The organism is Burkholderia sp. AU6039, from assembly GCF_002223365.1.
Classification (GTDB): domain Bacteria; phylum Pseudomonadota; class Gammaproteobacteria; order Burkholderiales; family Burkholderiaceae; genus Burkholderia.
The window spans coordinates 800,333-822,761 of record NZ_NKFK01000004.1 but is presented as its reverse complement, the minus strand read 5'-3'; the positions used below and the strand labels follow the sequence as shown (position 1 = coordinate 822,761).

At 69.4% G+C, this 22,429-nt stretch carries 23 protein-coding genes; 13 read left to right on the top strand and 10 right to left on the bottom strand.

Going from position 1 to position 22,429, the window contains the following annotated elements:
• Positions 1 to 42 precede the first annotated feature (42 nt).
• Both CFB39_RS16520 and CFB39_RS16515 read left to right on the top strand, forming a co-directional pair.
• Complete coding sequence (locus tag CFB39_RS16520) at positions 43 to 1,119, top strand: porin (protein WP_089426481.1); 1,077 nt, start codon at positions 43 to 45, stop codon at positions 1,117 to 1,119.
• A gap of 181 nt (positions 1,120 to 1,300) precedes the next feature.
• A complete protein-coding gene (locus CFB39_RS16515) occupies positions 1,301 to 2,263 on the top strand; it encodes a LysR family transcriptional regulator (protein ID WP_039346485.1) in 963 nt (320 codons plus the stop codon).
• A 118-nt stretch (positions 2,264 to 2,381) separates the two neighbouring features.
• Here CFB39_RS16515 and CFB39_RS16510 read toward each other — a convergent pair whose 3' ends face one another.
• Positions 2,382 to 3,341, bottom strand: coding sequence for a nitronate monooxygenase family protein (locus CFB39_RS16510; protein ID WP_039346483.1), 960 nt, complete (start codon positions 3,339 to 3,341; stop codon positions 2,382 to 2,384).
• 266 nt (positions 3,342 to 3,607) lie between these two features.
• Here CFB39_RS16510 and CFB39_RS16505 point away from each other — a divergent pair, with 266 nt between their 5' ends.
• Positions 3,608 to 4,504, top strand: a complete 897-nt coding sequence (locus tag CFB39_RS16505) for an alpha/beta fold hydrolase (RefSeq protein ID WP_089426478.1) — start codon at positions 3,608 to 3,610, stop codon at positions 4,502 to 4,504.
• A 56-nt stretch (positions 4,505 to 4,560) separates the two neighbouring features.
• Here CFB39_RS16505 and CFB39_RS16500 read toward each other — a convergent pair whose 3' ends face one another.
• Positions 4,561 to 5,052 (bottom strand): Lrp/AsnC family transcriptional regulator, encoded by a 492-nt coding sequence (locus tag CFB39_RS16500; protein WP_011353413.1) that lies wholly within the window; start codon positions 5,050 to 5,052, stop codon positions 4,561 to 4,563.
• Between the two features lie 112 nt (positions 5,053 to 5,164).
• Here CFB39_RS16500 and CFB39_RS16495 point away from each other — a divergent pair, with 112 nt between their 5' ends.
• Positions 5,165 to 6,067 (top strand): DMT family transporter, encoded by a 903-nt coding sequence (locus CFB39_RS16495; protein WP_089426477.1) that lies wholly within the window; start codon positions 5,165 to 5,167, stop codon positions 6,065 to 6,067.
• Positions 6,068 to 6,334: 267 nt separating this feature from the next.
• Here the strand turns inward: CFB39_RS16495 and CFB39_RS16490 are convergent, their stop codons facing one another.
• The 4 genes from CFB39_RS16490 to CFB39_RS16475 are packed head-to-tail and all read right to left on the bottom strand — an operon-like array spanning position 6,335 to position 8,977.
• The gene (locus CFB39_RS16490; RefSeq protein ID WP_089426476.1) at positions 6,335 to 6,547 is read right to left on the bottom strand and encodes a DUF1289 domain-containing protein; all 213 of its coding nucleotides are present in this window, start codon (positions 6,545 to 6,547) and stop codon (positions 6,335 to 6,337) included.
• The gene (locus tag CFB39_RS16485) at positions 6,544 to 7,050 is read right to left on the bottom strand and encodes a YbaK/EbsC family protein (RefSeq protein ID WP_089473662.1); all 507 of its coding nucleotides are present in this window, start codon (positions 7,048 to 7,050) and stop codon (positions 6,544 to 6,546) included. Before CFB39_RS16485 ends, CFB39_RS16490 begins: the two co-directional genes overlap by 4 nt.
• 26 nt (positions 7,051 to 7,076) lie before the next feature.
• Complete coding sequence (locus CFB39_RS16480) at positions 7,077 to 8,009, bottom strand: hydroxymethylglutaryl-CoA lyase (RefSeq protein ID WP_089473661.1); 933 nt, start codon at positions 8,007 to 8,009, stop codon at positions 7,077 to 7,079.
• 26 nt (positions 8,010 to 8,035) lie between these two features.
• Positions 8,036 to 8,977, bottom strand: a complete 942-nt coding sequence (locus CFB39_RS16475; protein ID WP_089473660.1) for a glyoxylate/hydroxypyruvate reductase A — start codon at positions 8,975 to 8,977, stop codon at positions 8,036 to 8,038.
• Positions 8,978 to 9,342: 365 nt separating this feature from the next.
• On the opposite strand from CFB39_RS16475, the gene CFB39_RS16470 reads away from it, so the two are divergent.
• Positions 9,343 to 9,966 (top strand): alpha/beta hydrolase, encoded by a 624-nt coding sequence (locus CFB39_RS16470; protein WP_089473659.1) that lies wholly within the window; start codon positions 9,343 to 9,345, stop codon positions 9,964 to 9,966.
• A gap of 255 nt (positions 9,967 to 10,221) precedes the next feature.
• Here CFB39_RS16470 and CFB39_RS16465 read toward each other — a convergent pair whose 3' ends face one another.
• Entirely contained in the window at positions 10,222 to 10,509 is a 288-nt protein-coding gene (locus tag CFB39_RS16465; protein ID WP_089473658.1) for a hypothetical protein, read from the bottom strand.
• Between the two features lie 552 nt (positions 10,510 to 11,061).
• Between CFB39_RS16465 and CFB39_RS16455 the strand changes: the two genes are divergently transcribed.
• Genes CFB39_RS16455 through CFB39_RS16445 form a run of 3 tightly spaced genes read left to right on the top strand, consistent with a single transcriptional unit; the run spans position 11,062 to position 15,059 of the window.
• Positions 11,062 to 11,817, top strand: a complete 756-nt coding sequence (locus CFB39_RS16455) for a (2Fe-2S)-binding protein (protein ID WP_089473657.1) — start codon at positions 11,062 to 11,064, stop codon at positions 11,815 to 11,817.
• An 18-nt stretch (positions 11,818 to 11,835) separates the two neighbouring features.
• Complete coding sequence (locus CFB39_RS16450; protein ID WP_089473656.1) at positions 11,836 to 12,837, top strand: xanthine dehydrogenase family protein subunit M; 1,002 nt, start codon at positions 11,836 to 11,838, stop codon at positions 12,835 to 12,837.
• Positions 12,834 to 15,059, top strand: coding sequence for a xanthine dehydrogenase family protein molybdopterin-binding subunit (locus CFB39_RS16445; protein WP_089473655.1), 2,226 nt, complete (start codon positions 12,834 to 12,836; stop codon positions 15,057 to 15,059). Before CFB39_RS16450 ends, CFB39_RS16445 begins: the two co-directional genes overlap by 4 nt.
• Before the next feature lie 9 nt (positions 15,060 to 15,068).
• On the opposite strand, the gene CFB39_RS16440 is transcribed toward CFB39_RS16445, so the two are convergent.
• Entirely contained in the window at positions 15,069 to 15,989 is a 921-nt protein-coding gene (locus tag CFB39_RS16440) for a LysR substrate-binding domain-containing protein (RefSeq protein ID WP_089473654.1), read from the bottom strand.
• Positions 15,990 to 16,101: 112 nt separating this feature from the next.
• Here CFB39_RS16440 and CFB39_RS16435 point away from each other — a divergent pair, with 112 nt between their 5' ends.
• A complete protein-coding gene (locus tag CFB39_RS16435; RefSeq protein WP_089473653.1) occupies positions 16,102 to 16,740 on the top strand; it encodes a glutathione S-transferase family protein in 639 nt (212 codons plus the stop codon).
• 61 nt (positions 16,741 to 16,801) lie between these two features.
• Here the strand turns inward: CFB39_RS16435 and CFB39_RS16430 are convergent, their stop codons facing one another.
• The gene (locus CFB39_RS16430; RefSeq protein WP_089473652.1) at positions 16,802 to 18,073 is read right to left on the bottom strand and encodes an MFS transporter; all 1,272 of its coding nucleotides are present in this window, start codon (positions 18,071 to 18,073) and stop codon (positions 16,802 to 16,804) included.
• Positions 18,074 to 18,179: 106 nt separating this feature from the next.
• Between CFB39_RS16430 and CFB39_RS16425 the strand changes: the two genes are divergently transcribed.
• The 3 genes from CFB39_RS16425 to CFB39_RS16415 all read left to right on the top strand — a co-directional run bounded on the left by CFB39_RS16425 (position 18,180) and on the right by CFB39_RS16415 (position 19,937).
• Complete coding sequence (locus CFB39_RS16425; RefSeq protein ID WP_089473802.1) at positions 18,180 to 19,232, top strand: LysR substrate-binding domain-containing protein; 1,053 nt, start codon at positions 18,180 to 18,182, stop codon at positions 19,230 to 19,232.
• 115 nt (positions 19,233 to 19,347) lie between these two features.
• Complete coding sequence (locus tag CFB39_RS16420) at positions 19,348 to 19,557, top strand: hypothetical protein (protein ID WP_089441160.1); 210 nt, start codon at positions 19,348 to 19,350, stop codon at positions 19,555 to 19,557.
• Positions 19,557 to 19,937, top strand: coding sequence for a type II toxin-antitoxin system VapC family toxin (locus tag CFB39_RS16415; protein WP_089441159.1), 381 nt, complete (start codon positions 19,557 to 19,559; stop codon positions 19,935 to 19,937). Before CFB39_RS16420 ends, CFB39_RS16415 begins: the two co-directional genes overlap by 1 nt.
• 56 nt (positions 19,938 to 19,993) lie before the next feature.
• Here the strand turns inward: CFB39_RS16415 and dapA are convergent, their stop codons facing one another.
• Positions 19,994 to 20,887, bottom strand: coding sequence for a 4-hydroxy-tetrahydrodipicolinate synthase (gene dapA / locus CFB39_RS16410; RefSeq protein WP_089473651.1), 894 nt, complete (start codon positions 20,885 to 20,887; stop codon positions 19,994 to 19,996).
• Between the two features lie 453 nt (positions 20,888 to 21,340).
• Here dapA and CFB39_RS16400 point away from each other — a divergent pair, with 453 nt between their 5' ends.
• Positions 21,341 to 22,360, top strand: coding sequence for a sulfate ABC transporter substrate-binding protein (locus CFB39_RS16400; protein WP_069249019.1), 1,020 nt, complete (start codon positions 21,341 to 21,343; stop codon positions 22,358 to 22,360).
• Positions 22,361 to 22,429: the final 69 nt, after the last annotated feature.

Below are 22,429 nucleotides of genomic sequence, written 5' to 3'. Positions count from 1 at the left end.
CTCGCGCCACTTATCGACCATTCGACAAAATCTGGAGATCCAATGAAAGCATTCGCTCGCCGTGCGTCGCGCACGTCCGTCAAGCTGATCGCCGCGGCCGCCTGCGTGGCGGCTACCGCTCCCGTCCATGCACAGTCGAGCGTGTCGCTCTACGGGCAGGTCGACGAATGGGTCGGCGCAACCAAGTTCCCGGGCGGCAACCGCGCGTGGAACGTGAGCGGCGGCGGGATGTCGACGTCGTACTGGGGCCTGCACGGCGCCGAGGATCTCGGTAACGGCTACAAGGCGATCTTCACGCTGGAAAGCTTCTTCCGCGCCCAGAACGGCCAGTTCGGCCGCTTCCAGGGCGACACGTTCTTCGCACGCAACGCCTACGTCGGCATCGATTCGCCGTACGGCACGGTGACGGCCGGCCGCCTGACGACGCACCTGTTCCTGTCGACGATCCTGTTCAACCCGTTCTACGACTCGTACACCTTCTCGCCGATGGTGTATCACGTGTTCCTCGGCCTCGGCACGTTCCCGACCTACCCGAGCGACCAGGGTGCCGTCGGCGATTCGGGCTGGAACAACGCGCTGTCGTACACGTCGCCTTCGTTCGGTGGCCTGAATTTCGGCGCGATGTACGCACTCGGCAACCAGGCCGGCGACAACGGCTCGAAGAAGTGGAGCGCGCAGTTCAACTATGCGAACGGCCCGTTCGCGGCGACCGCGGTCTACCAGTACGTGAACTTCAACAACGGCCCGCGTGACCTGAGCGCGCTGGTGGCCGGCATGAAGAGCCAGGGCATCGCGCAAGTCGGCGCGACCTACGACCTCAAGTACGTGAAGCTGTTCGGCCAGTACATGTATACGAAGAATGACCAGGTCGCGGGCAGCTGGCACGTGAACACCGCGCAGGGCGGCGTGTCGGTGCCGCTCGGCGTGGGCAACGCGATGGCGTCGTACGCGTACTCGCGCGATTCGGGCGGCCTCGACCAGACGCGCCAGACCTGGGCCGTCGGCTACGACTATCCGCTGTCCAAGCGCACGGACGTCTACGCCGCGTACATGAACGACCACATCAGCGGCCTGTCGACCGGCAACACGTTCGGCGCCGGCATCCGCGCGAAGTTCTGACGCGCACGCGCGAGCGGTGTGCCGGACGCGGGTGAAAAGCGCGTCCGGACTGCATGTTTTCCCGCCAAAAACGGCGCTGCGACCCCGCGGCGCCGTTTTGCCTTTCTTGACCTTTCTGTTTCCCCGCCTTTGTTACCCTATCTCGTAATTGGACCATTCCCCGTCATTACGAGCTAGTTCGATGGATACCCTCGTCAGCATGAATGTGTTTCGCTACGTCGTCGAAGTGGGCAGCTTCGTCGGCGCGGCCGAGCGCATGCAGATGTCGGCTGCGATGGCGAGCAAGCACGTGATGCATCTCGAGCAGCAGCTCGGTGCGCGGCTGCTGCATCGCACGACACGACGCGTCGCCCCTACCGAGGCGGGACGCGAATACTATGAGCGCCTCGTGCAGGCGCTGTCCGAACTCGACGAAGCCGGGCAGGCCGTCGGCGCCGCGAGCGTGGTGCCGCAAGGCCGGCTGCGCGTCACGTCGCTATCGGCGTTCGGGCTGCGGCACGTGATGCAGGCCGTCACCGACTATGCGGGCCGGTTCCCGGACGTGACCGTCGACATGACGCTGTCCGATCGCGTGGTCGACCTGATCGAGGAAGGCTACGACGTCGCGGTGCGCGCGGCGCCGAACGGATTGAAATCGTCGTCGCTGGTCGCGCGGCAGATCGCGACCGCGCACATCCTGCTGGTCGCGTCGCCCGAGTATCTCGAGAAGCACGGCACGCCCGCGACGATCGGCGATCTCGCGCACCACAACTACCTGCGGCGCGACTCGAATTCGACGATGCTCGACTCGCTGGTGATCGACGCGGCCGCCGCGTCGCGCGTGAACCTCAACGGCAACCTGATCGTGAACCATCTCGAAGGGCTGCGTGCGGCCGTGCTCGCGGGCGCGGGCATCGCGCTGCTCGGCACCGAGGTGGTCGGCGACGACATCGAGTCCGGCCGGCTCGTGCCGGTGCTGCTCGATGCGGTGCCGCCGCACGAGGCGCCGATCTATGCGGTCTACGCGAGCCGTCGTCACGTGTCCGCGAAGGTGCGTTCGTTCGTCGACTTCCTGGCGGCGCGTTTCGAAGGGCAGTCGCTGTGCCCGTCGATCGAATCGCGCCTGCGCGTGCTGCCGATCACGCGGATGAAGCGCGCGGTCTGAGCCGCCGTGTGTCCCGCTACAGCGGGGCAATGAAAAAGCGCGAACCGCTGCGGTTCGCGCTTTTTGTTTTGTCCGACGGCATGCGCGCCGGCGGCGGCCGCGAGGGCCGCCGCATTCGTCAGCGCGGAATGCCGAGTCGCGCCTTCGCGTCGTCGTATTCGCGCTTCAGGCGCTCGACGAGCGCACCCACGCTCGGCAGGTCGTCCATCAGGCCGACGCCCTGGCCGGCGCCCCAGATGTCCTTCCACGCCTTCGTCTTGTCGCTGCCGAAATTCATCTTGGTCTTGTCGGATTCCGGCAGCGCCTCCGGATCGAGGCCGGCCTTCTCGATGCTCTCGCGAATGTAGTTGCCGTGCACGCCGGTGAAGAGGTTCGTGTAGATGATGTCCGACGATTTCGCGTTCACGATCGCGTGCTTGTAGTCGTCGATCGCGTGCGCTTCCTGCGTCGCGATGAAGCGCGTGCCCATGTACGCGAAGTCCGCGCCCATCGCCTGCGCCGCGAGGATCGAGCCGCCGTTCGCGATCGCGCCGGACAGCACGATCGGGCCGTCGAAGATCTTGCGGACTTCGCCGACGAGCGCGAACGGCGACGTCGTGCCCGCATGGCCGCCTGCGCCGGCCGCGACGAGGATCAGCCCGTCGACGCCGGCTTCGAGCGCCTTCTGCGCGTGGCGCAGGTTGATCACGTCGTGCAGCACGATGCCGCCGTAGCTGTGCACCGCGTCGACGATCTCGCGCGCCGGTGCGCGCAGGCTCGTGATGAAGATCGGCACCTTGTGCTCGACGCACACGCGCACGTCGTGCTCGAGCCGCGCATTCGACTGGTGGACGATCTGGTTGACCGCGATCGGGCCGATCACCGCGCCGGGATTCTTTGCCTGGTGATCGGCGAGCTCGGACTGGATTTGCGTGAGCCACTCGTCGAGCAGTTCGGCCGGACGGGCGTTGAGCGCGGGGAACGAACCGACGATGCCCGCCTTGCATTGCGCGAGCACGAGTTCGGGGTAGCTGACGATGAACATCGGCGATGCGATGACGGGCAGCGTCAGGTTCTGCAGGACGGTGGGCAATGCCATGTGATGTCTCCAGTCTCCAGGGGCGCCCGCGCGGTCGCGCCGGCGCCATGCTTTGCGGTCGAACGGTGATTCGAGTGTAGCTGCGAAACGATGTCGTCCTTATTAATACGAACGATCGTGCGATTCTACGCGAGCTTAACAAAATGCGCGGTGTGCCGGCAATCGAGTGAGTGTTCTCTTTCTACGGATTCTGGCTGTTGCCCCGCTGTGCTGAGGCGCAAGCGCTCCTAAAATAGCCGCCATAACAAACCAACGAGAAATAAACCATGTCGTTTGAGGCGTTTGCACCGTTTCGCGTGACGGTGCAGGACACCGACATCTTCGGTGTCAAAGGAGGCGCGGGTCCGCCGCTCCTGTTGCTGCACGGACATCCGCAAACCCACATGATCTGGCATCGCGTTGCGGCGACGCTCGCGAATCATTTCACGGTGATCGCCACCGACCTGCGCGGCTACGGCGCGTCGGGCAAGCCGCCGAGCGACGCGCAGCACGTGCCGTATTCGAAACGGGCGATGGCGGCCGACCAGGTCGCCGTGATGCGGCATTTCGGCTTCGAGCACTTCCATGTATGCGCGCACGATCGCGGCGCGCGGGTCGCGCACCGGCTCGCGCTCGATCATCCGGACGCCGTCGAGCGGATGATGCTGCTCGACATCGCACCGACGCTCGCGATGTACGAGAAAACCGATCGCGCGTTCGCGACCGCGTATTTCCACTGGTTCTTCCTGATCCAGCCGGAGCCGCTGCCCGAGACGCTGGTCGGCGCGCATACCGATGCGTACATCGAGCGCGTGATGGGCAACCGGTCCGCCGGACTGGCGCCGTTCGCGCCCGAGGCGCTCGCCGCGTACCGCGCCGCGCTCGCGCAGCCGGGCGCCGTGCATGCGATGTGCGAGGACTACCGCGCGTCCGCGACGATCGATCTCGAGCACGACCGTGCGGATCTTGAGCGCGGCAACAAGGTCGCGTGCCCGCTGCGCGTGCTGTGGGGGGAGAACGGGATCGTCGGCCGCTGCTTCGATCCGCTCGACGAATGGCGCCGTGTCGCGCGCGACGTCAGCGGCCGCGCGCTCGAGTGCGGGCACTACATTCCGGAAGAGGCGCCGGTCGCGCTGATCGACGAACTGCTGGCGTTCTTCGAGGCGCGCGACGCGGCTGCCTGACGGCATGCATGGGCTCGTGTGAGCACGCGGGCGGTGCGCACCGCGTACCGGCTCGTTCAGCGGTGCGCGCCGTCGTCCTCGACGAGCGGTGGCAGCCGGCGCGGCACTGGTGTCGACTTCACGATCGCGGTGCTCGTCTCGGCGCGCTCCGTCACTTTCGACAGGATGTCGTCGAGATGCGCGATCGTGCGCAGGTAAAGCCGGCAGATGAAGCAGTCGTCGCCGGTCACCTTGTCGCACTCCACGAATTCGGGAATCCGCCGCAGCATCTCTTCGACGAGATGCAGCTGGCCGGGCAGCGGCTTCACGCGGACGATCGCCTGCAGCGTGTAGCCGAGCGCGCGCGGGTCGAGTTCGACGGTGAACGCGGCGATCACGCCTTGCGCCTCGAGCCGCCGCACGCGGTCGGCGGTCGCGGGCGCCGACAGCCCGATCTGCCGGGCGAGTTCGCTGGTGGCGATGCGCGCGTCGTCGGCCAGCGCCGCGAGAATCGCGCGGTCGGTCGCGTCGAGCGACGCGACGGCGGGCGGGGAAAGGCGTTTCGGCATGATCGCTTTGCTTTCGAAGGTAAATCGGACGATTCACTTCAGTTTAGCCGTGGTTGCCGCGAAAGCAAGTTTCTAGAATCGAAGTCATCCACTCTTCTGAACGGAGTTCACGATGGCTTCGAATGAAATTCGCCGCGGCGCCGCCGAGATGGTCGTCGCGATGATGATGTCCGGCACGATCGGCTGGCTCGTGATGTCGTCGCAGCAACCGCTGACCAACGTCGTGTTCTTCCGCTGCCTGTTCGGCGCCGCGACGCTCGCGATCGTCTGCGCGGCGTTCGGGTTCCTGCGCCGTGCACTGTTCTCGCCGCGGATGCTCGCGCTGGCGACCCTCGGCAGCGTCGCGATCGTCGCGAACTGGCTGCTGCTGTTCGCCGCCTATTCGCGCGCGTCGATCTCGATGGCGACCGCCGTCTACAACACGCAGCCGTTCATGCTCGTCGCGCTCGGCGCGATCGTGTTCCGCGAGCGGATCACCGCGTCCACCGTCGCGTGGCTCGCGCTCGCCTTCGTCGGGCTCGTCGCCGTGGTGCGCGTCGAGCCGGCCGTGCTCGCGGTGCCGGGCGAATATCTGGAAGGTGTCGCGCTGTCGCTCGGTGCGGCGTTCCTGTATGCGATCTCGTCGATCGTCACGAAGCACCTGAAGGGCACGCCGCCGCACCTGCTCGCGCTGCTGCAGGCCGGCCTCGGGGTCCTGCTGCTCGCGCCGTTCGCGCACTTCGGCACGTTGCCGGCGACCGCCGGGCAGTGGCTCGACCTCGTCGTGCTGGGCGTCGTGAACACCGGTCTGATGTATGTGCTGCTGTACGGCGCGATCCAGAAGCTGCCGACCGCGATGACCGGCGCGCTGTCGTTCGTCTATCCGGTCGTCGCGATCGTCGTCGATCATGTCGCGTTCGGGCAGACACTCGCGTGGACGCAGGTGGTCGGCGCGCTGCTGATCCTGCTCGCGGCGGCCGGCGTGAATCTCGGCTGGCGCATCGTGCCGGCCCGTCGTGCGGCCGTCGGCCACTGAAACGGTCGTGCGATTCGGCGAGCCGTTGCGGGGCAGCGCAGCCGCTAGTCGAATGCTTGTTTCAGGCGCGCGTATTGCGGGCAGCGGGTGCGTACATGGCGAGCAAAAGTCGTGCGCGCACACGCGTGGAAGACGCTGTAAGAAGTTGTAGGGAAACACCCGATGCGATGCGGTCGCGTCGCTCGTATGATGCGGGCTGTGACGTTGATCACGTTCACAGGATTCCGATCTCGATGCCGTTCGCCTGTCAGGTTGAACGGCTTTTTTTTATGCGCCGCTTCTCGCCAGCAGACGCCGACGCGCATCGAGCCGCGCGAGCAACGCGCGCCGCGCGTCGTCGTCCGACGCACGCCATCCCTTGATCTCGCCGCGCGTGCGCAGGCAGCCCGCGCACCAGTCGGTGCGCGGATCGATCCGGCATACGTCGGTGCACGGCGACGCGACCGTGCCGACCGGCACCGTCACCGGCACGTCGCTCATGCGGGCTCCCGCAACGCGATGTCCGCGACCGGCGCGCCCGTCAGCGACACGAGTTCGTTCGGCGACAGGTTGAACACCGCGTGCGGATGGCCGGCGGCCGCCCACAGGCTGTCGAGCTCGAGCAGGTCGGCGTCGATCAGCGTGACGGGTTCGACGAGATGACCGATCGGGCACACGCCGCCGATCGCATAGCCGGTGTTGTCGCGCACGAACTTCGCGTCCGCGCGGCCGACCGCGCCGACTTGCGCGGCGACCTTCTTCTCGTCGACACGATTCACGCCGCTCGCGACCACGAGCACCGGCGCGCCGTCCGACTGGCGGCGAAACAGGATCGACTTCGCGATCTGCGCGACCGAGCAGCCGAGCCCGGCCGCGGCCTCGGCCGAGGTCTTGCCGGTTTCGGCGAGCATCACGATGCCTTTCGCATGGCCGCGCTCGCGCAGCAGCAGTGCGACGCGTCGCGCGGAGTCGGGGAGGGAATCGAATGAAGCAGGTGTCGTCATGTTGAGGAATCCATCGAATACCGGGGTCATACGCAGCTCGCGGCGTCGGCCGCGCTCTGCGCCTTGGCGAGCAGGGCGCGACCGGCGCGCGACACGTTCGCGCGGCCGATCGCGTTCGAGATGAAGTCGCCGGCGGCGACGACCTGCGCGAGGTCGATGCCGGTGTCGATGCCGAGGCCCTGCATCAGGTACAGCACGTCCTCGGTCGCGACGTTGCCGGTCGCGCCCTTCGCGTACGGGCAGCCGCCGAGGCCCGCGACCGACGCGTGGAAGATCTCGATCCCTTCGAACAGCGCCGCGTAGATGTTCGCGAGCGCCTGGCCGTAGGTGTCGTGGAAGTGGCCCGACAGGCGTTCGCGCGGGAACACGCGCGTGACGGCCGCGAGCACTTCGCGCGTGCGCTTCGGCGTGCCGACGCCGATCGTGTCGGCGATGTCGATCTCGTCGCAGCCGAGCGCAGCGAAGCGCTCGACGACGTCGACGACCGATGCGACCGGCACTTCGCCCTGGTACGGGCAGCCGAGCGTGCACGACACGCTGCCGCGCAGCCGCAGGCCCGCATCCTTCGCCGCCTTCGCGACCGGCTCGAAGCGCGCGATGCTCTCGGCGATGCTGCAGTTGATGTTCCGCTGCGAGAACGCCTCGCTCGCCGCGCCGAAGATCACGACTTCGTCCGCGCGCGCCGCGACCGCATTCTCGAAGCCCTTCAGGTTCGGCGTGAGCACCGAGTACACGGTGCCCGCGCGGCGCTCGATGCCGGCCATCACGTCGGCGCCGTCGGCCATCTGCGGCACCCATTTCGGCGACACGAACGACGCGGCCTCGACGTTGCGGAAGCCGGCGTGTGACAGCCGGTCGACGAGCGCGATCTTCACGTCGGTCGGCACGAAGGTCTTCTCGTTCTGCAGCCCGTCGCGCGGGCCGACTTCGACGATCTTGACGGCGGTGGGGAACGTCATGGTTGTCTCCTGGTGTGCTTGTAGGTTCAGTAGCCGCGTGCGTAGTCGACGATGCCGCCGACGCGCTCGCCGCGCTCCAGTGCACGGATCTTGCCGGCGATCTGGGCGATGGCTTCGTCGCGCAGCGTCTCGGCCGAGCTGTGCGGCGTGATCGTGATGCGCGGCGCGTGCCAGAACGGATGGTCTTCCGGCAGCGGCTCGCGGTGGAACACGTCGAGCGTCGCGGCGGCGATCTGGCCGCTCGCGAGCGCGTCGAGCAGGTCGGCTTCGACGAGATGCGCGCCGCGCGCGACGTTGACGACATACGCGCCGGGCGCGAGCCGTGCGAACGTGCGTGACGCCAGGATGCCGTCGGTGTCGGGCGTGCTCGGCAGCAGGTTGACGAGCACCTTCGCGCCGTCGATGCACGCATCGAATGCGCCGTCGCCGGCGAAGGTCGTCACGCCGTCGAGCTGCTTCGCGCTGCGGCTGTAGCCGCGCACGGGCAGGCCGAGCGCGGCGAGCGCGCGTGCGACCTGCGCGCCGAGCACGCCGAGGCCGAGCACGGCGACGGTGAAGCTGGCGCGCGCATGCGGTTCGAGCGGTTGCCAGCGGCGCTCGCGCTGCAGCACTTCGTATTCGTCGAAGCGGCGCAGGTAGCGCAGCACCGCGTGCGTCACGTATTCGACCATCTGCTGCGCCATGCCCGAATCTTCCAGCCGCACGAGCGGCACGTGGCGCGGCAGCGTGCCCGGATGCGCGTGCTCGAGCGCGAGCAGCGCATCGACGCCGGCGCCGAGGTTGAAGATTGCGCGCAGGCCGTCGCGCGGGGCGAAGAATTCGCGCGGCGCGCGCCAGACGAGCGCGTAGTCGGCGGCGGCCGTGTCGCCCGGCTGCCACGCGCGCAGTTCGGCTTCCGGCAGCGCATGCGCGATCTGGTCGCGCCACGCGGCTGCTTCCTGGTGCGGGGAATGGAACAGGATCTTCATTGGATGACGGCGCGCGCGCCGGCGAGGCGCGTCACGGGAACGGCGAGCGGGGCCGGGCGCAGCGCGCCGGCGGGCGTAGCGGACATCGGGCGTCTCCTGACGACCGGGCGCCCGGCGCGTCGGCGCCCGGCCCCGGTTCCGTGTGAAGCTGACGGGAAGCCCACATTCTACGGTTTCGCGGCGCATCGCGCGCCGGTGCGCGGGGCGAGCGGACGCCCCCGATGGCCGGCCCGCGGATGGCCGCCCCCCGGATGGCCGGCCCCCGGATGGCCGGCCCCCGCAAAAGCAAAGCACAAAATATTGGTTCGGCCGCTGCGGACGCCGCGCCACAATCGAATCCCGTCTTCAAGCAAGCGAGGGCAATCATGCGCGCATGCAGCAAATCGGCGTGGCCGCCGCGGCTCGTCACCGTTCCGGGCCTGCACGGCAGCGAAGGCGCTCACTGGCAGACCTGGCTCGAACGGCAGTTCCCGCGTTCGCTGCGCGTCGAACAGGACGACTGGGACGCTCCCGATCTCGCGCGCTGGGCGCAATCGGTGCGCGCGTTGCTCGACCGCGAACGCGGCCCGTTCGTGCTCGCCGCACACAGCTTCGGCTGCCTCGCGGCCGCGCATGCGCTCGCGCAGTGGCCGCATACGGGCGACGTCGCGGGCGTGCTGCTCGTCGCGCCCGCCAGTCCGAAGAAATTCACGTTTGCCGGGCCGTTCGACGCGCGCCGGCTCCCCGTGCCGTCGATCGTGATCGGCAGCGAAACCGATCCGTGGATGCCGCTCGGCGACGCGCGCACGCTCGCGCAGCATCTGGGCAGCGCGTTCGTGAACCTCGGCGACGCGGGGCACATCAACACCGCGGCCGGCTTCGGGCCGTGGCCGCGCGCGAAGTACTTCATCGACACGCTCGTCCATTGCGCGGCACCGCTGCGCTTTCGCGACGCGGACGACGGCTTCGAAACCGCGCTCGTCGACCGCGCGCTCGCGCACGCGGTCTGACGGGCGGGCGGCGCGGCGCATGCCGCGCGGCGGCTGTCGCGGCATCGCGTGCCGTTGCGCGTGCGGCGCGCGCACGGGCCTGACGCCGGCCGGGGCCGAATCGCTCGGCCGGCCGGGCTCGGCGTGGCCCGCGAGGTGGCGCGACGCCATGCCGTTTGCGCCACCGCCGACCGTGACGTCATGTCAGCGAAGCCTCCCAACGAATGCCCGCCGCTCTCCCCGAGCGGGTCCGACTCATTTCACGTGGTGACGGGATCAGCCCGGTGACGACGCGGCCGCGCTGGAGGCGGCTGCATTCGCGGCGGGCTTCGCATCGTCGTCGTCATCGGGCGGGTAGTGCACGACGGGCGGCGCGAGCGGCGCGGCATCGGACGCGGCGGCATTCGCGCTCGCGTCACTGTTGAACGCGCCGGCGGCGCCGCTCGATGCGCCGCCGGCCTGCTGCGCGGCGTCGGTCGCGTTGGCGTCGTGCGGCGCGTCGTCGCTGCAGGCGGCGACGAAAACGGCGGCACACAGAACGACGGCGACGAAAACGCGACGCATGACTTCTCTCCTGGCAGGCTGATCGGGAAACGTTTTCGAGTATGCCGCCGCGATGCGACGTTTCGGTGAATCGTTTGCGATGCGAGTGTGATCGCGACATGTTTTCGTCAGGCCAACGGAACGCCTTCGCGGCGATCCGCCGGCACGCGTGGCGGAATTTTCCAGCAGAGACGGATGCTGCGCGCATTTACACGGCGCGCAACGACGTGATCCGGCCACGGCGACGCGAGCGCCATGCGCGCCGTGGCACCTGCGCCCGGCAACTTGCGACCGATGTGTGTCCGGATGCGCCGGAAAACCGGGCGTTATTGCCGCTTCGTCAGCGAACGGCCAGCCGCGCGCCAGCGTGGTGTCATGAAGGCAGGGTCAGCGGCAACGTGTTCCGTCTGCCGCCCGGGCCGCGCCTCGCACGGGTGACTGACGCGGCACATCGGCGTTGCCCCGCCGTTTCGCGGCACCGGAATTGCTCGTTGCCGATGGGCGTGCCGACCGCGCCGCCATCCGGGTGCGGCGGCACATCTGCGTCCATCAACCATTGAGCGAGCAGAAGTCATGTCCAGCGATCGATCCGATTCTCCGTCTGCCGAACCGGCGCGCGATGCCGCCCCGTCGCCGCTCGGGCCCGGCCATTCAGCGGCGCCGCGGTTGCCGCACGACACGCCGTCCAGTGCCGCGCGGCGCCGCTTCCTGCAATCCGCGGCCGCTGCCGCGACCGTCAGCGCCGCATCGCACGTTCATCCGCCGCCGTCGTACGCGGCATCCACGCCGGCCGCGCCCCGCCGCGATACGGTGCCGGCGCAGCCCGTGCGTCTCGACATCAACGGGCGCGCGTACACACTGCAGCTCGAACCGCGCGTCACGCTGCTCGACGCACTGCGCGAATACGCCGGGCTCACGGGCACGAAGAAGGGCTGCGATCGCGGGCAGTGCGGCGCGTGCACGGTGCTCGTCGACGGGCGGCGCATCAACGCATGCCTGACGCTCGCGGTGATGCACGAAGGCGCGCGGATCACGACCGTCGAAGGGCTGGCGCGCGGCGGCGTGCTGAGCCCGGTGCAGCGCGCATTCGTCGAATGCGATGCGTTCCAGTGCGGCTACTGCACGTCCGGCCAGCTCTGCTCGGCGACCGCGCTGCTCGACGAGTTCGCGGCGGGGGCCGGGAGCGCCGCCACCGACGACGTGCGGCGCCGTCCCCCGCAGCTGTCGGACGACGAGATCCGCGAGCGCATGAGCGGCAACCTGTGCCGCTGCGGCGCGTACCCGAACATCGTCGCCGCCGTGCGCGCCGCGCACGCGGCGCGCGGCTAGCCGACGGAGGGCACCGCAATGGAAGCGATCTCCTACGAACGCGCGACCGACGTCGCCGGCGCCGTGCGCGCGGCGCAGCGGTCCGGCGCCGCCTTCATCGGCGGCGGCACGAACCTGCTGGACCTGATGAAGGGCGGCGTCGCGCGGCCCGTCACGCTCATCGACATCACGCACATCGCGGGCCTCGATACGATCGAGGCGCTGCCCGGCGGCGGCGTGCGCATCGGCGCGCTCGTGCGCAACAGCGATGCGGCCGATCATCCGCGCCTGCGCGCCGACTATCCGCTGCTATCGCAGGCGCTGCTCGCCGGCGCGTCCGCGCAGTTGCGCAACATGGCGACCGTCGGCGGCAACCTGATGCAGCGCACGCGCTGCCCGTATTTCTACGATCCCGCGTTCGCGCAATGCAACAAGCGCGAGCCGGGCAGCGGCTGCGCGGCGATCGGCGGCCACAACCGGATGCACGCGATCCTCGGCGCCAGCCCCCAGTGCGTGGCGGTGAACCCGTCGGACATGAGCGTCGCGCTCGCCGCGCTCGACGCCGTCGTGCAGGTGAGCGGCCCGCACGGCGCGCGGCAGATTCCGATCGCATCGTTTCACCGCTTGCCGGCAGATCGTCCCGACCTCGACACGACGCTCGAGCCGGGCGAGCTGATCACCGCGGTGGACTTGCCGCCGCCGCGCTTCGCCGACCATGCGCACTATCTGAAAGTGCGCGATCGCGCGAGCTATGCGTTCGCGCTGGTGTCGGTCGCGGCCGCGCTGCGGATGGACGGCCCGCGCGTCGCCGACGCGCGAATCGCGCTCGGCGGCGTCGCGCACAAGCCGTTGCGTGCGATGGAGGCGGAAGCGCATCTCGTGGGCCGCACACCGACCGACGCGACGCTGCGCGAGGCGGCCGCGCTGGCGTTGCGCGACGCGCGGCCGCTCGACGGCAATGGCTTCAAGGTCGCGCTCGCGCAGCGGGCGATCGTCCGTGCGGTCGAAACGGCAGCCGCCATGCCGGGAGGTGCCGCATGAACACGATGACGGGACAACCGCTGGACCGTGTCGACGGCGTGCTCAAGGTGACGGGCGGCGCACACTACGCGGCCGAATTCTCCGATGCGCGGCTCGCGCACGCGGTGCTCGTGACGAGCACGATCGCATCCGGGCGCATCGAGTCGATCGATGCGGCGCGCGCCCGCGCGATGCCGGGCGTGCTGATCGTGATCACGCACGAGAACGCGATGCGGCTGCCCAACGGCGGACGGCCGCCGCTGTCGCCGCCCGCCGGGCGCCGACTCACGTTGCTGCAGGACGACACGGTGCGCTACAGCAACGAACCCGTCGCGGTCGTCGTCGCCGAAACGCTCGAGCAGGCGACCGACGCCGCGCATGCCGTGCAGGTGCGCTATCGCGCGAGCGATGCCGTGGCGGATTTCGCGCAGGCGAAGCGCGGCGCGCGCGTGCCGCCGAAGCAGCAGGGCCGCCCGATGGATACGCAGCGCGGCGACGTCGATGCGGGCCTGCGCGAAGGCGCGGTGCGCATCGACGCGACCTATACGACGCCGATGCAGCATCACAACCCGATCGAGCCGCACGCGACGATGGCGCGCTGGGACGGCCCGACGCTCACGCTGCACGATGCGACACAGGGCGTGTCGGGCGCGAGCACGGCGGTGGCCGCGGTCTTCGGCATCGCGCCGGCCCACGTGCGCGTGATTTCACCGTTCCTCGGCGGCGGCTTCGGCTGCAAGGGTTCGTCGTGGTCGCACGTGTCGTTGTGCGCGATGGCCGCGAAGCAGGTCGGGCGCCCGGTTCGTCTCGCGCTGACGCGGCCGCAGATGTTCGGCCCGGTCGGCGGGCGGCCGTTCACCGAACAGCGCATCGTGCTGGCCGCGCGCCAGGACGGCACGTTGACGGCGATGCGCCACGACACGATCGCCACCACGTCGACGTTCGAGGACTGGATGGAGATGTGCGGGATGCCGTCGCGGATCATGTACGCGGTGCCGAACCACGCGACCACGCACCGGATCGTGGCGCTGAACGTCGGCACGCCGACGTTCATGCGCGCGCCTGGCGAGGCGTCGGGCTCGTTCGCGCTCGAATCGGCGATGGACGAGCTCGCGTGGCAACTCGGCATGGACCCGGTCGCGCTGCGGCTCGCGAATTACGCGGCGGTCGATCCGCAGGACGGCAAGCCGTGGTCGAGCAACAAGCTGCGCGAATGCTACGAGGTCGGCGCGCGGCGCTTCGGCTGGTCGCGCCGCACCGGCGCGCCGCGCACGATGCGCGACGGCGACACGCTGATCGGCCTCGGGATGGCGGCCGCCACGTATCCGGCGAACCGCAGCGAAGCGTCGGCGCGGGCGCGCATCCTGCCGGACGGCACGGCCGAAGTCGCGTCGGGCACGCAGGACATCGGCACCGGAACCTACACGGTGATGACGCAGGTCGCGGCCGATGCGCTCGGTTTCTCGCCGCAGAACGTACGCTTCACGCTCGGCGATTCCAGCCTGCCGCGTGCGCCGGTATCGGGCGGCTCGCAGTCGGCGGCGAGCGTGGCGCCTGCCGTGCGCGAGGCCGCGCTGCAGGCGCGCGCGAAGCTGGTCATGCTGGCGGTCGCCGCCCCCGGATCGCCGCTGCACGGCGTCGCGGCCGACGACGTGACGGTCGACAACGGCTGGGTCGTGCATCGCGACGACCCTTCGCGGCGCGATCCGGCCGCGGCGGTGATCGCGCGCGCGGGCGGTCAGCCGATCGACGTGCAGGCGACGACGAAGCCGGGCGACGAGAAGTCGCGCTATGCGTCTCATTCGTTCGGCGCGGTGTTTGCCGAAGTGCACGTCGATGCCGAACTCGGCACGATTCGCGTACCGCGCATCGTCGGCGTCTACAGCGTCGGCAGCCTGCTCAACGCGAAAACGGCACGCAGCCAGTTGATCGGCGGGATGGTGTGGGGGCTCGGCACCGCGCTCGAGGAAGGCTCGCATCTCGACGTGCGGCACGGCCGCTTCACGAACGCGAATCTCGCTGAATATCACGTGCCCGTGAACGCGGACATCGGCGAGCTGGATGTGAGTTTCGTCGACGAGCGCGACACGCATTTCAATCCGCTCGGCATTCGCGGCATCGGCGAGATCGGCATCACCGGCGTGCCGGCCGCGATCGCCAATGCGGTCTATCACGCGACCGGTGTGCGGGTGCGCGATCTGCCGATCACGCTCGACAAGGTGGCGATGCCGATGCGGGCGTGAGCGCCGGCGTCAGCGCCGCGGCGTCCTGCGCCGCACCTCGCTGCGCAGCCAGTCGAGCCACGTGCGGATCGCCGCTTCGTGCGGATGGCCGGGGCGCCACACGACGTAGTGCGCATACACGTCGGTCACGCGCACCGTCGACACGCGCACGAGCGTGCCGTTCGCGAGTTCGGGCTCGATCAGCGAGCGGCGCGCGAGTGCGACGCCACGCCCCTTCAGCGTCGCGTCGATCAGCGCATTCGGATCGGTGAAGCGCGGCGCGCGCGCGGATTCGGTGAGGTCGAGCCGCGCGGCCTGGAGCCACGGTTCCCACGGTTGCGCGGGATGGCGCAGCAGCGTCGCGCGCACGAGATCGGCCGGCGCGCGCGGTGCGATGCCGTCGCGATTGCGGTACGCGGGGCTCGCGACCGGAAAGATCGTCTCGTTCATCAGCTTCTCGGCGACGACGCCCGGCCACGTGCCGGGCCCGTAGCGCAGCGCGACGTCGATGCGGTCGCGCTTGCGCAGCGGCGCGAGCGCCACGTCCGGGTGCAGCGCGATCGCGATGTGCGGATGCGCGGCCGCGAAGCGCGGCAGGCGCGGCGCGAGCCAGCGCTCGGCGACGCTCGGCAGCACGCTGACGTTCAGCGTGACGTCGCAGGTGCGCGGGCGACTGCGCACGGCGAGCGCCGGCTCGAACGCGCGCTCGAGCACGCTGAGGCCCTGGCGTACCTGCAGTGCGAGCGCGTGCGCGGCGTGCGTCGGCGTCGCGCCGTTGCGCTCGCGCGTGAAGAGCGGATAGCCGAGCTGCGCCTCGAGTGCGCGGATGTGCTGGCTGACAGCGCCTTGCGTGAGCGCCAGTTCATCGGCCGCACGCGTGAAGCTTTGCAGCCGCACGGCGGTCTCGAACGCGCGCAGCGTCTGCAGCGGAGGAAGGTGGATGCGTCGCATGCGGGTATTAGTAACACTAATGTCCGAGCACGACAATTCATCGTTTGCGGCGGGCAGGCACGCGTTCCTACACTCGGTTCCGTCTTCCACAGCCTCGTCGGGCCCCACCACCATGAACGCCTATCGTCTCTATCTTTCGCCGGGCGCCTGCTCGCTTGCCGCCCACATCGCACTGGAGGAAACCGGCGCGCCGTTCGACGTCGAGATCGTCTCCGTGCAGAAGCAGCAGAACCTCGAGGCGCGCTATCTCGCGATCAACGCGAAGGCGCGCGTGCCGGTGCTCGCGATTCCGGGCGAGCCGCACGTGCTGACCGAAACGCCGGCGATCCTCACGTATCTCGCGCGTCGTTATCCCGAGGCGCAGTTGCTGCCGTTCGGCGATCCGCTGCGCGAGGCACGATGCCACGAATGGCTCGCCTGGCTGGTCGGCTGGGTGCATGGCGTAGGCTATGGCGCGCTGTGGCGGCCGGGCCGCTTCATCGGCGATCCGGCCCTGCATGGCGAGGTCAGCGTGCACGGGCGGCGCACGATCGAAGCCGCGAACGAGGCGATCGAAGCCGGGCTCGCCGACGGCCGCACGTGGGCCGAGCCGGGCGCGCATTCGATCGTCGATCCGTTCCTGTTCGTGCTGTATCGCTGGGGCGTCGCGATCGGGCTCGACATGACGCGGCATGCGGCCTGGACTGCCCACGCGCAGCGCGAGGCCGAGCGGCCGGCGTCGCGGCGTGCGCTGGCGCGCGAGGCGGCCTGACGGATTGGATTGCGCGGGCGTCGTGGCGTGCGCGGCGACGCCCGCATGAGACGTGCGGCTGCTATTTCGCGGCGAACAGCGGATAGGTCGCGCCGGCGACCAGCGCGGCCGCGAGCCACACGACACTCCACGAACTGACCGCGAGCAGCGGTGGAATCGCGAGTGGCGTCGCGAACAGCCCGAGGTAGACGATGGTATTGGCCATCCCGAGTGCGGTGCCCGCCTGATTCGCGCCCGCGAGCGTCGCGAGCTCCGTGTACGCGACGCCGTGCCACGCGGACACGCAGATGCCGGCGAAGACGAGAATCGCGACGATCGCGGCGAGCGGCACGTGCGCATGGCCGGCCGTCGCGGCTGCGAGCAGCGCGAACGAGCCGGCCGCGACGAATACCGATCCGCGCAGATACGCGCGCCGGTTGCCGTGCCGGTCGGTATGACGGCCGCTCCACACGCGCATCACCATCGCGCCCAACTGCAGCGTGACCATCGCCGCACTGATGCCGGCGAGGCCGAGCCGGCCGAAATCGTGCAGGAACACCGTCGCGAACGTGAGCACCGCGAACTGCGGCGCGCACAGCAGGCCGATGCCGAGCACGATGCGCCACATGGGGCCGCTCGCGAGCGGGTTGCGCCCCTGCCGCGCGGACGGCTGCCGCTCGACGGGGCGATGCGTGGCCGGGTGCGTCACGGCCGGCTCGGCCGGCGGCTCGTGCAGCCAGCGCCAGGTGAGCGCGGCCGATCCCGCGCACAGCAGCATCAGCGCGCCGAATACCGCGGCGAAGCCGATATGCGACGCGAGCGATGGCAGCAGCGCCGCGCCGACGCCGCCGCCGAGCGGCACGGCCGTCTGGCGGATGCTCATCGCGAGCCCGCGTTCGCGCTCGCCGAACCAGCGCATCACCGCGCGCCCGCTCGACCCGTTCACGCTGCCGCCGAGCAGGCCGACGCAGCACATCGCCGCGACGACGCGCATCAGCGGCGGCACGCCGTGCGCGCTCGGGACGATCGTGCACACCATCAGCGCGAACATCGCGGCCGTCGCGACGAGCCCGGCGAGCAGCACGCGGCGGTCGCCGAAGCGGTCGGCGGCCATTCCCCACGGCAGCTCGGACAGCGCGACGCCGAAGCCGAGCGCGCCGAGCACGAGGCCGAGCGCGCCGTTGTCGAGGTGATAGGCCGTGCGCATCCACACGGCCGTGGTCGGAATGCCGGCCGCCGCGGCCGAAAAGCTCATGTTCGCGGCGACGCCGGCCGCCAGCACGCGCCAGCGATGAGCCGCGCCGCGCACGTCGCGGGCGGGCGAGGAGGGGGAAGCGATGCACGAGGTATCCATGACGGCAGGCCCGGGTGGAAATTGACATCCACAGTCTGGCGACCTACATTCATCCTGAAAATCGGAAAGTTTTTGATGAATCGTTCGATAAAACGGGATGGTTGAGATGTCCGGACACGACATTCCACACGACGACGGCGAGTCGCTCGCGCTGGCCGATGCCACGCTGGCCCGGCCCAACTTCGACGTGGCGGCGCTGCGCAGCCTCGTCGCCGGGGTGGATCTCGGCAGTTTTGCGAAGGCGGCCGACCGCGTCGCGCGCTCGTCGTCGGCGGTGAGCGCGCAGATCCGCAAGCTCGAGGAGCAGGCCGGCACGCCGCTGTTCGTGAAGGCCGGGCGCGGGCTGGCGCTGACCGATGCCGGCGACGCGATGCTGCGCTATGCGCGGCGGATGATCGAGCTGAACGACGAGGCGGCCGCGGCCGTGCGCGGCATGAATCTCGACGGCTGGGTGCGCGTCGGGCTGCAGGAGGATTTCGGCGAGGCGATTCTGCCCGACGTGCTCGGGCGGTTCGCGCGTGCGCATCCGAAGGTGCGGATCGAGGCGCGCGTGGCACGCAATGCCGACTTGCTCGACCGGCTCGACGCGAACCAGCTCGATCTCGCGCTGGTGTGGGGAGACCCGGCGTCGGCGGCGCTGGTGGCGCGCGCGGGGATCGACAGCGAAGCGATCGCGCAGGTGCCGATGCAGTGGGTCGGGGCGGCGGGCTCGGCCGCGGGCGGCTTCGGCATGCCGGGCGGTGGTGCGCAGGAGGACGGCGGCGCGGACGAAACGGGCGACCGTGCGGTGCGAGAGTCCGGCGAGCCGCTGCCGCTCGTCGTGTTCGACCGGCCGTGCCGGTTCTTCGGTGCGGCGACCGGTGCGCTCGACCGCGCGGGCGTGCCGTGGCGCGTTGCGTTCACGACCCCCAGTCTCGCCGGGCTATGGGCCGCGGCGGCGGCAGGCCTCGGGCTGACGGTGCGCTCGCAGTACGGGCTGCCCGCGTCGGTGCGCGTGCTCGATGCGGCTTCGTGCGGGCTGCCGGCCCTGCCGAGTTTGCCGCTGATCTTGCTGCGGCGCACGTCGTCGGCGACGCCGACCGTCGATCGGCTCGCGCGGATCGTGAAGCAGGCGGTGCAGGATGCGACGGAGGGGACGGGGGTGGCGCTGGCGGCGTGACGAAACCTTCGATTGCCGTGGCAGGGTGTTGTTCGGCACGCCCTCTGCCGATCGGTCGAATGGATCGATCAGGTGAACCTGACTACAGTGATGATCACTTGAAACGGAGGTCATCATGCGAAACGCAAATACGCCCGGCGCCAGTGCGGTCGATCCGGCCCAAAGGGCAGATGCCACGGTCCGCGGTGACGGGGCGTCAACTGATCGACTCGTGCCCGGCAATCCGCCTGTTCGGTTCGGTGTCCTGCAAGGGCAGGCGTGGATCGCGGACGATTTCGATGCCCCGCTGCCTGATTACCTGCTGGATGCCTTCGAAGGGCGCTGATGCGGCTGTTGCTCGATACGCACATCTTTTTGTGGATCGTGACCAATGACCCCAGGCTGAGCGCAAGGGCGCGCCGACTGATCTCGGCCGCCGACGTACGTTTCGTCAGCAGCGCGAGTATCTGGGAGGCCGCCATCAAGGCCGGCCTGGGGAAGCTCGACATCGACGTCGGCAAGCTGATCCGAGCGATCGGCGCGAGCGGGATTCGCGAGCTACCCGTTCGGGCCGTGCATGGGGCCGCGGTCCGGGATCTGCCGCACCACCATCGTGATCCATTCGATCGCTTGCTGGTCGCGCAGGCCCGTCACGAGCCGCTTCAGCTCGTGACAGCCGATGCCTATCTCGCGCGGTACGACCTGTCTCTCGTTCTGACAGTTTGAAGCAATCTGTCGGGGCGAAATCCATCGGTCGCCTGCACGTCATGTGGCGTCGCGGTTCATGCTGCCGCGACGTCCGGCTCGATTTCGTCCAGTTCCGCACAAATGGCCGCCAACCGCTCCTTCAACCCTTCACTCGCCGGCACGAACGGCAGCCGCAACCCGTCCTCGCACCAGCCTTGCGCGGCCAGCACGGCCTTCACCGGCGCCGGGTTCGGCTCCGCGAACAGCGCCGCGACGAGCGGCTGCAGCGCGACCGACAGGCGCCGCGCATCGGCGAGCCGGCCGTCGCGCAGCAGCGTGTGGATGCGCACATGCCATTCGGGCAGCACGTGCGCGCTGCTCGCGATCGCGCCGTGCGCACCGGTGCACATCGCCGCGAAGTTCTGGTTGTCGTCGCCGGACAGGATCGCGAGCGGCGTGTCGTGCACGAGCCGGCTCATCCGGTCGAGCGAGCCGCCGCATTCCTTGATGCCGGCGACGCGCGGGTCGCGCGCGAGCGCCTGCAGCGTGTCCAGTTCGACGTTCACGCCGGTGCGGTACGGGATGTTGTAGACGAGCACCGGCAGGTCGGCCGCGTCGACGATCGCTTCGACGTGGCGTCGGATGCCGTCCTGCGTCGGCCGCACGTAGACGGGCGGCGTGACGAGCAGCCCGTCGGGTTGCAGCGCCGCGAGTTCGCGCGCACGGGCCGCCGCGAAATGCGTCGCGCTCGCGGTCAGCCCGACGACGATCGGCAGCCCCGGCGCCGCGTCGCGCAGCGTCGCGAACACCGCGTCCTGTTCGCGCGCGTCGAGCAGCACGCCTTCACCGGTCGTCGCGCCCGCGACGAAGCCCGCGAGGCCCGCGGCCGCATAGTGGCGCGCGAGTCGCGCGAGCGCGGCATGGTCGACTTCGCCGTGATGGAACGGCGTGATGATCGGCAGCCAGATACCTTCGAAACGTGTGTTCATACAGAGCCTCAGGGTGGAAACGGAGTGGGAAGGAACCGTTCCGCCGGCGAAGAGCCGGAGCGAGGCGTGCGAGCAAGGAGAAAGAAACGACCTGCGGGCATCCCGTCCGGCATTCGCCTGACGGGACGCGACGTCCCCGTCAGTCGAGGAGTCGTTTTTTCAGTTTCAGCCCGGCCGCGCGCGCACCTGCCGCGACGGCGGCGAGGATCGGAAGCGAGCGCAGGGCAGCGGACATGGAGAAACCGGGAAGATGGGCTGAGCGGCGATCTTAACATCGGATCCGATCCGCGCGCGAGGGCACGCCATCGTTTAGCAGGATTCGAGATTTGCTTTCCACGACTGATTGGAAAGGGCGCCGCGCCCGGCCGCTAGAATGCCCGCTTACGTTTCGATGACAGCGCGTACGCGTGCCGTCAAGCACATTCACCACCACTGGAAACGGGGCATATCACGATGGCAAGCATGAAGGGGATCGGCCGCTGGCTGCACACGGGCGCGGCGGCGGCGCTGGTCGTGGCGGCAACGGCCGCGCACGCGGATACGTCGATCCTGAACGTGTCGTACGACGTGACGCGCGAACTGTACAAGGACATCAACGCGGGTTTTGCCGCTGCCTACAAGCAGAAGACCGGCGAGACGGTCGCGATCAAGCAGTCGCACGGCGCGTCGAGCGCGCAGGCGCTGTCGGTGCTGCAAGGGCTGCAGGCCGACGTCGTGACGATGAACCAGCCGAACGACATCGACCTGCTCGCCGAGCGCGGCCAGCTGCTGCCGAAGGATTGGCGCGCGCGTTTCCCGGACAACAGCTCGCCGTACTCGACCACGATGGTGTTCCTGGTGCGCAAGGGCAACCCGAAGGCGATCAAGGACTGGAGCGATCTCGCGAAGCCGGGTGTCCAGGTGATCATCGCGAACCCGAAGACGTCGGGCAACGGCCGCTATGCGTATCTTGCCGCGTGGGGCTTCCAGAAGCAGAAGGGCGCGACCGACCAGCAGGCGATCGACTTCGAGAAGGCGATCTTCCGCAACGTGCCGGTGCTCGACTCCGGCGGCCGCGGCGCGACGACCACGTTCACGCAGCGCGGCATCGGCGACGTGCTGGTCACGTTCGAGAACGAAGTCGCGCTGATGGACACCGGCGCATCGGGCGCGCAGTTCGACGCGGTGTATCCGTCGGCGAGCATTCTCGCGGAGCCGCCCGTCGCCGTCGTCGACAAGGTCGTCGACAAGAAGGGCACGCGCAAGGTCGCGCAGGCGTATCTCGACTACCTGTACACGCCGGAAGCGCAGGAAATCATCGCGCAACACCATCTGCGCCCGCGCGACGCGAACGTGCTGAAGAAGCATGCGGCCGAATTCAAGTCGCTGAAGACGTTCAGCGTCGAGCAGGTCTTCGGCAGCTGGGCGAACGCGCAGAAGACGCACTTCGCGGACGGCGGCACGTTCGACCAGGTGATCGTCGACCGCAAGTGAGCGTCGACCGCAGGTGAGCGCCGCGCGCTCGCCCACACGCCGACGACGCAGCCGGCCGCTTCCGCGGCC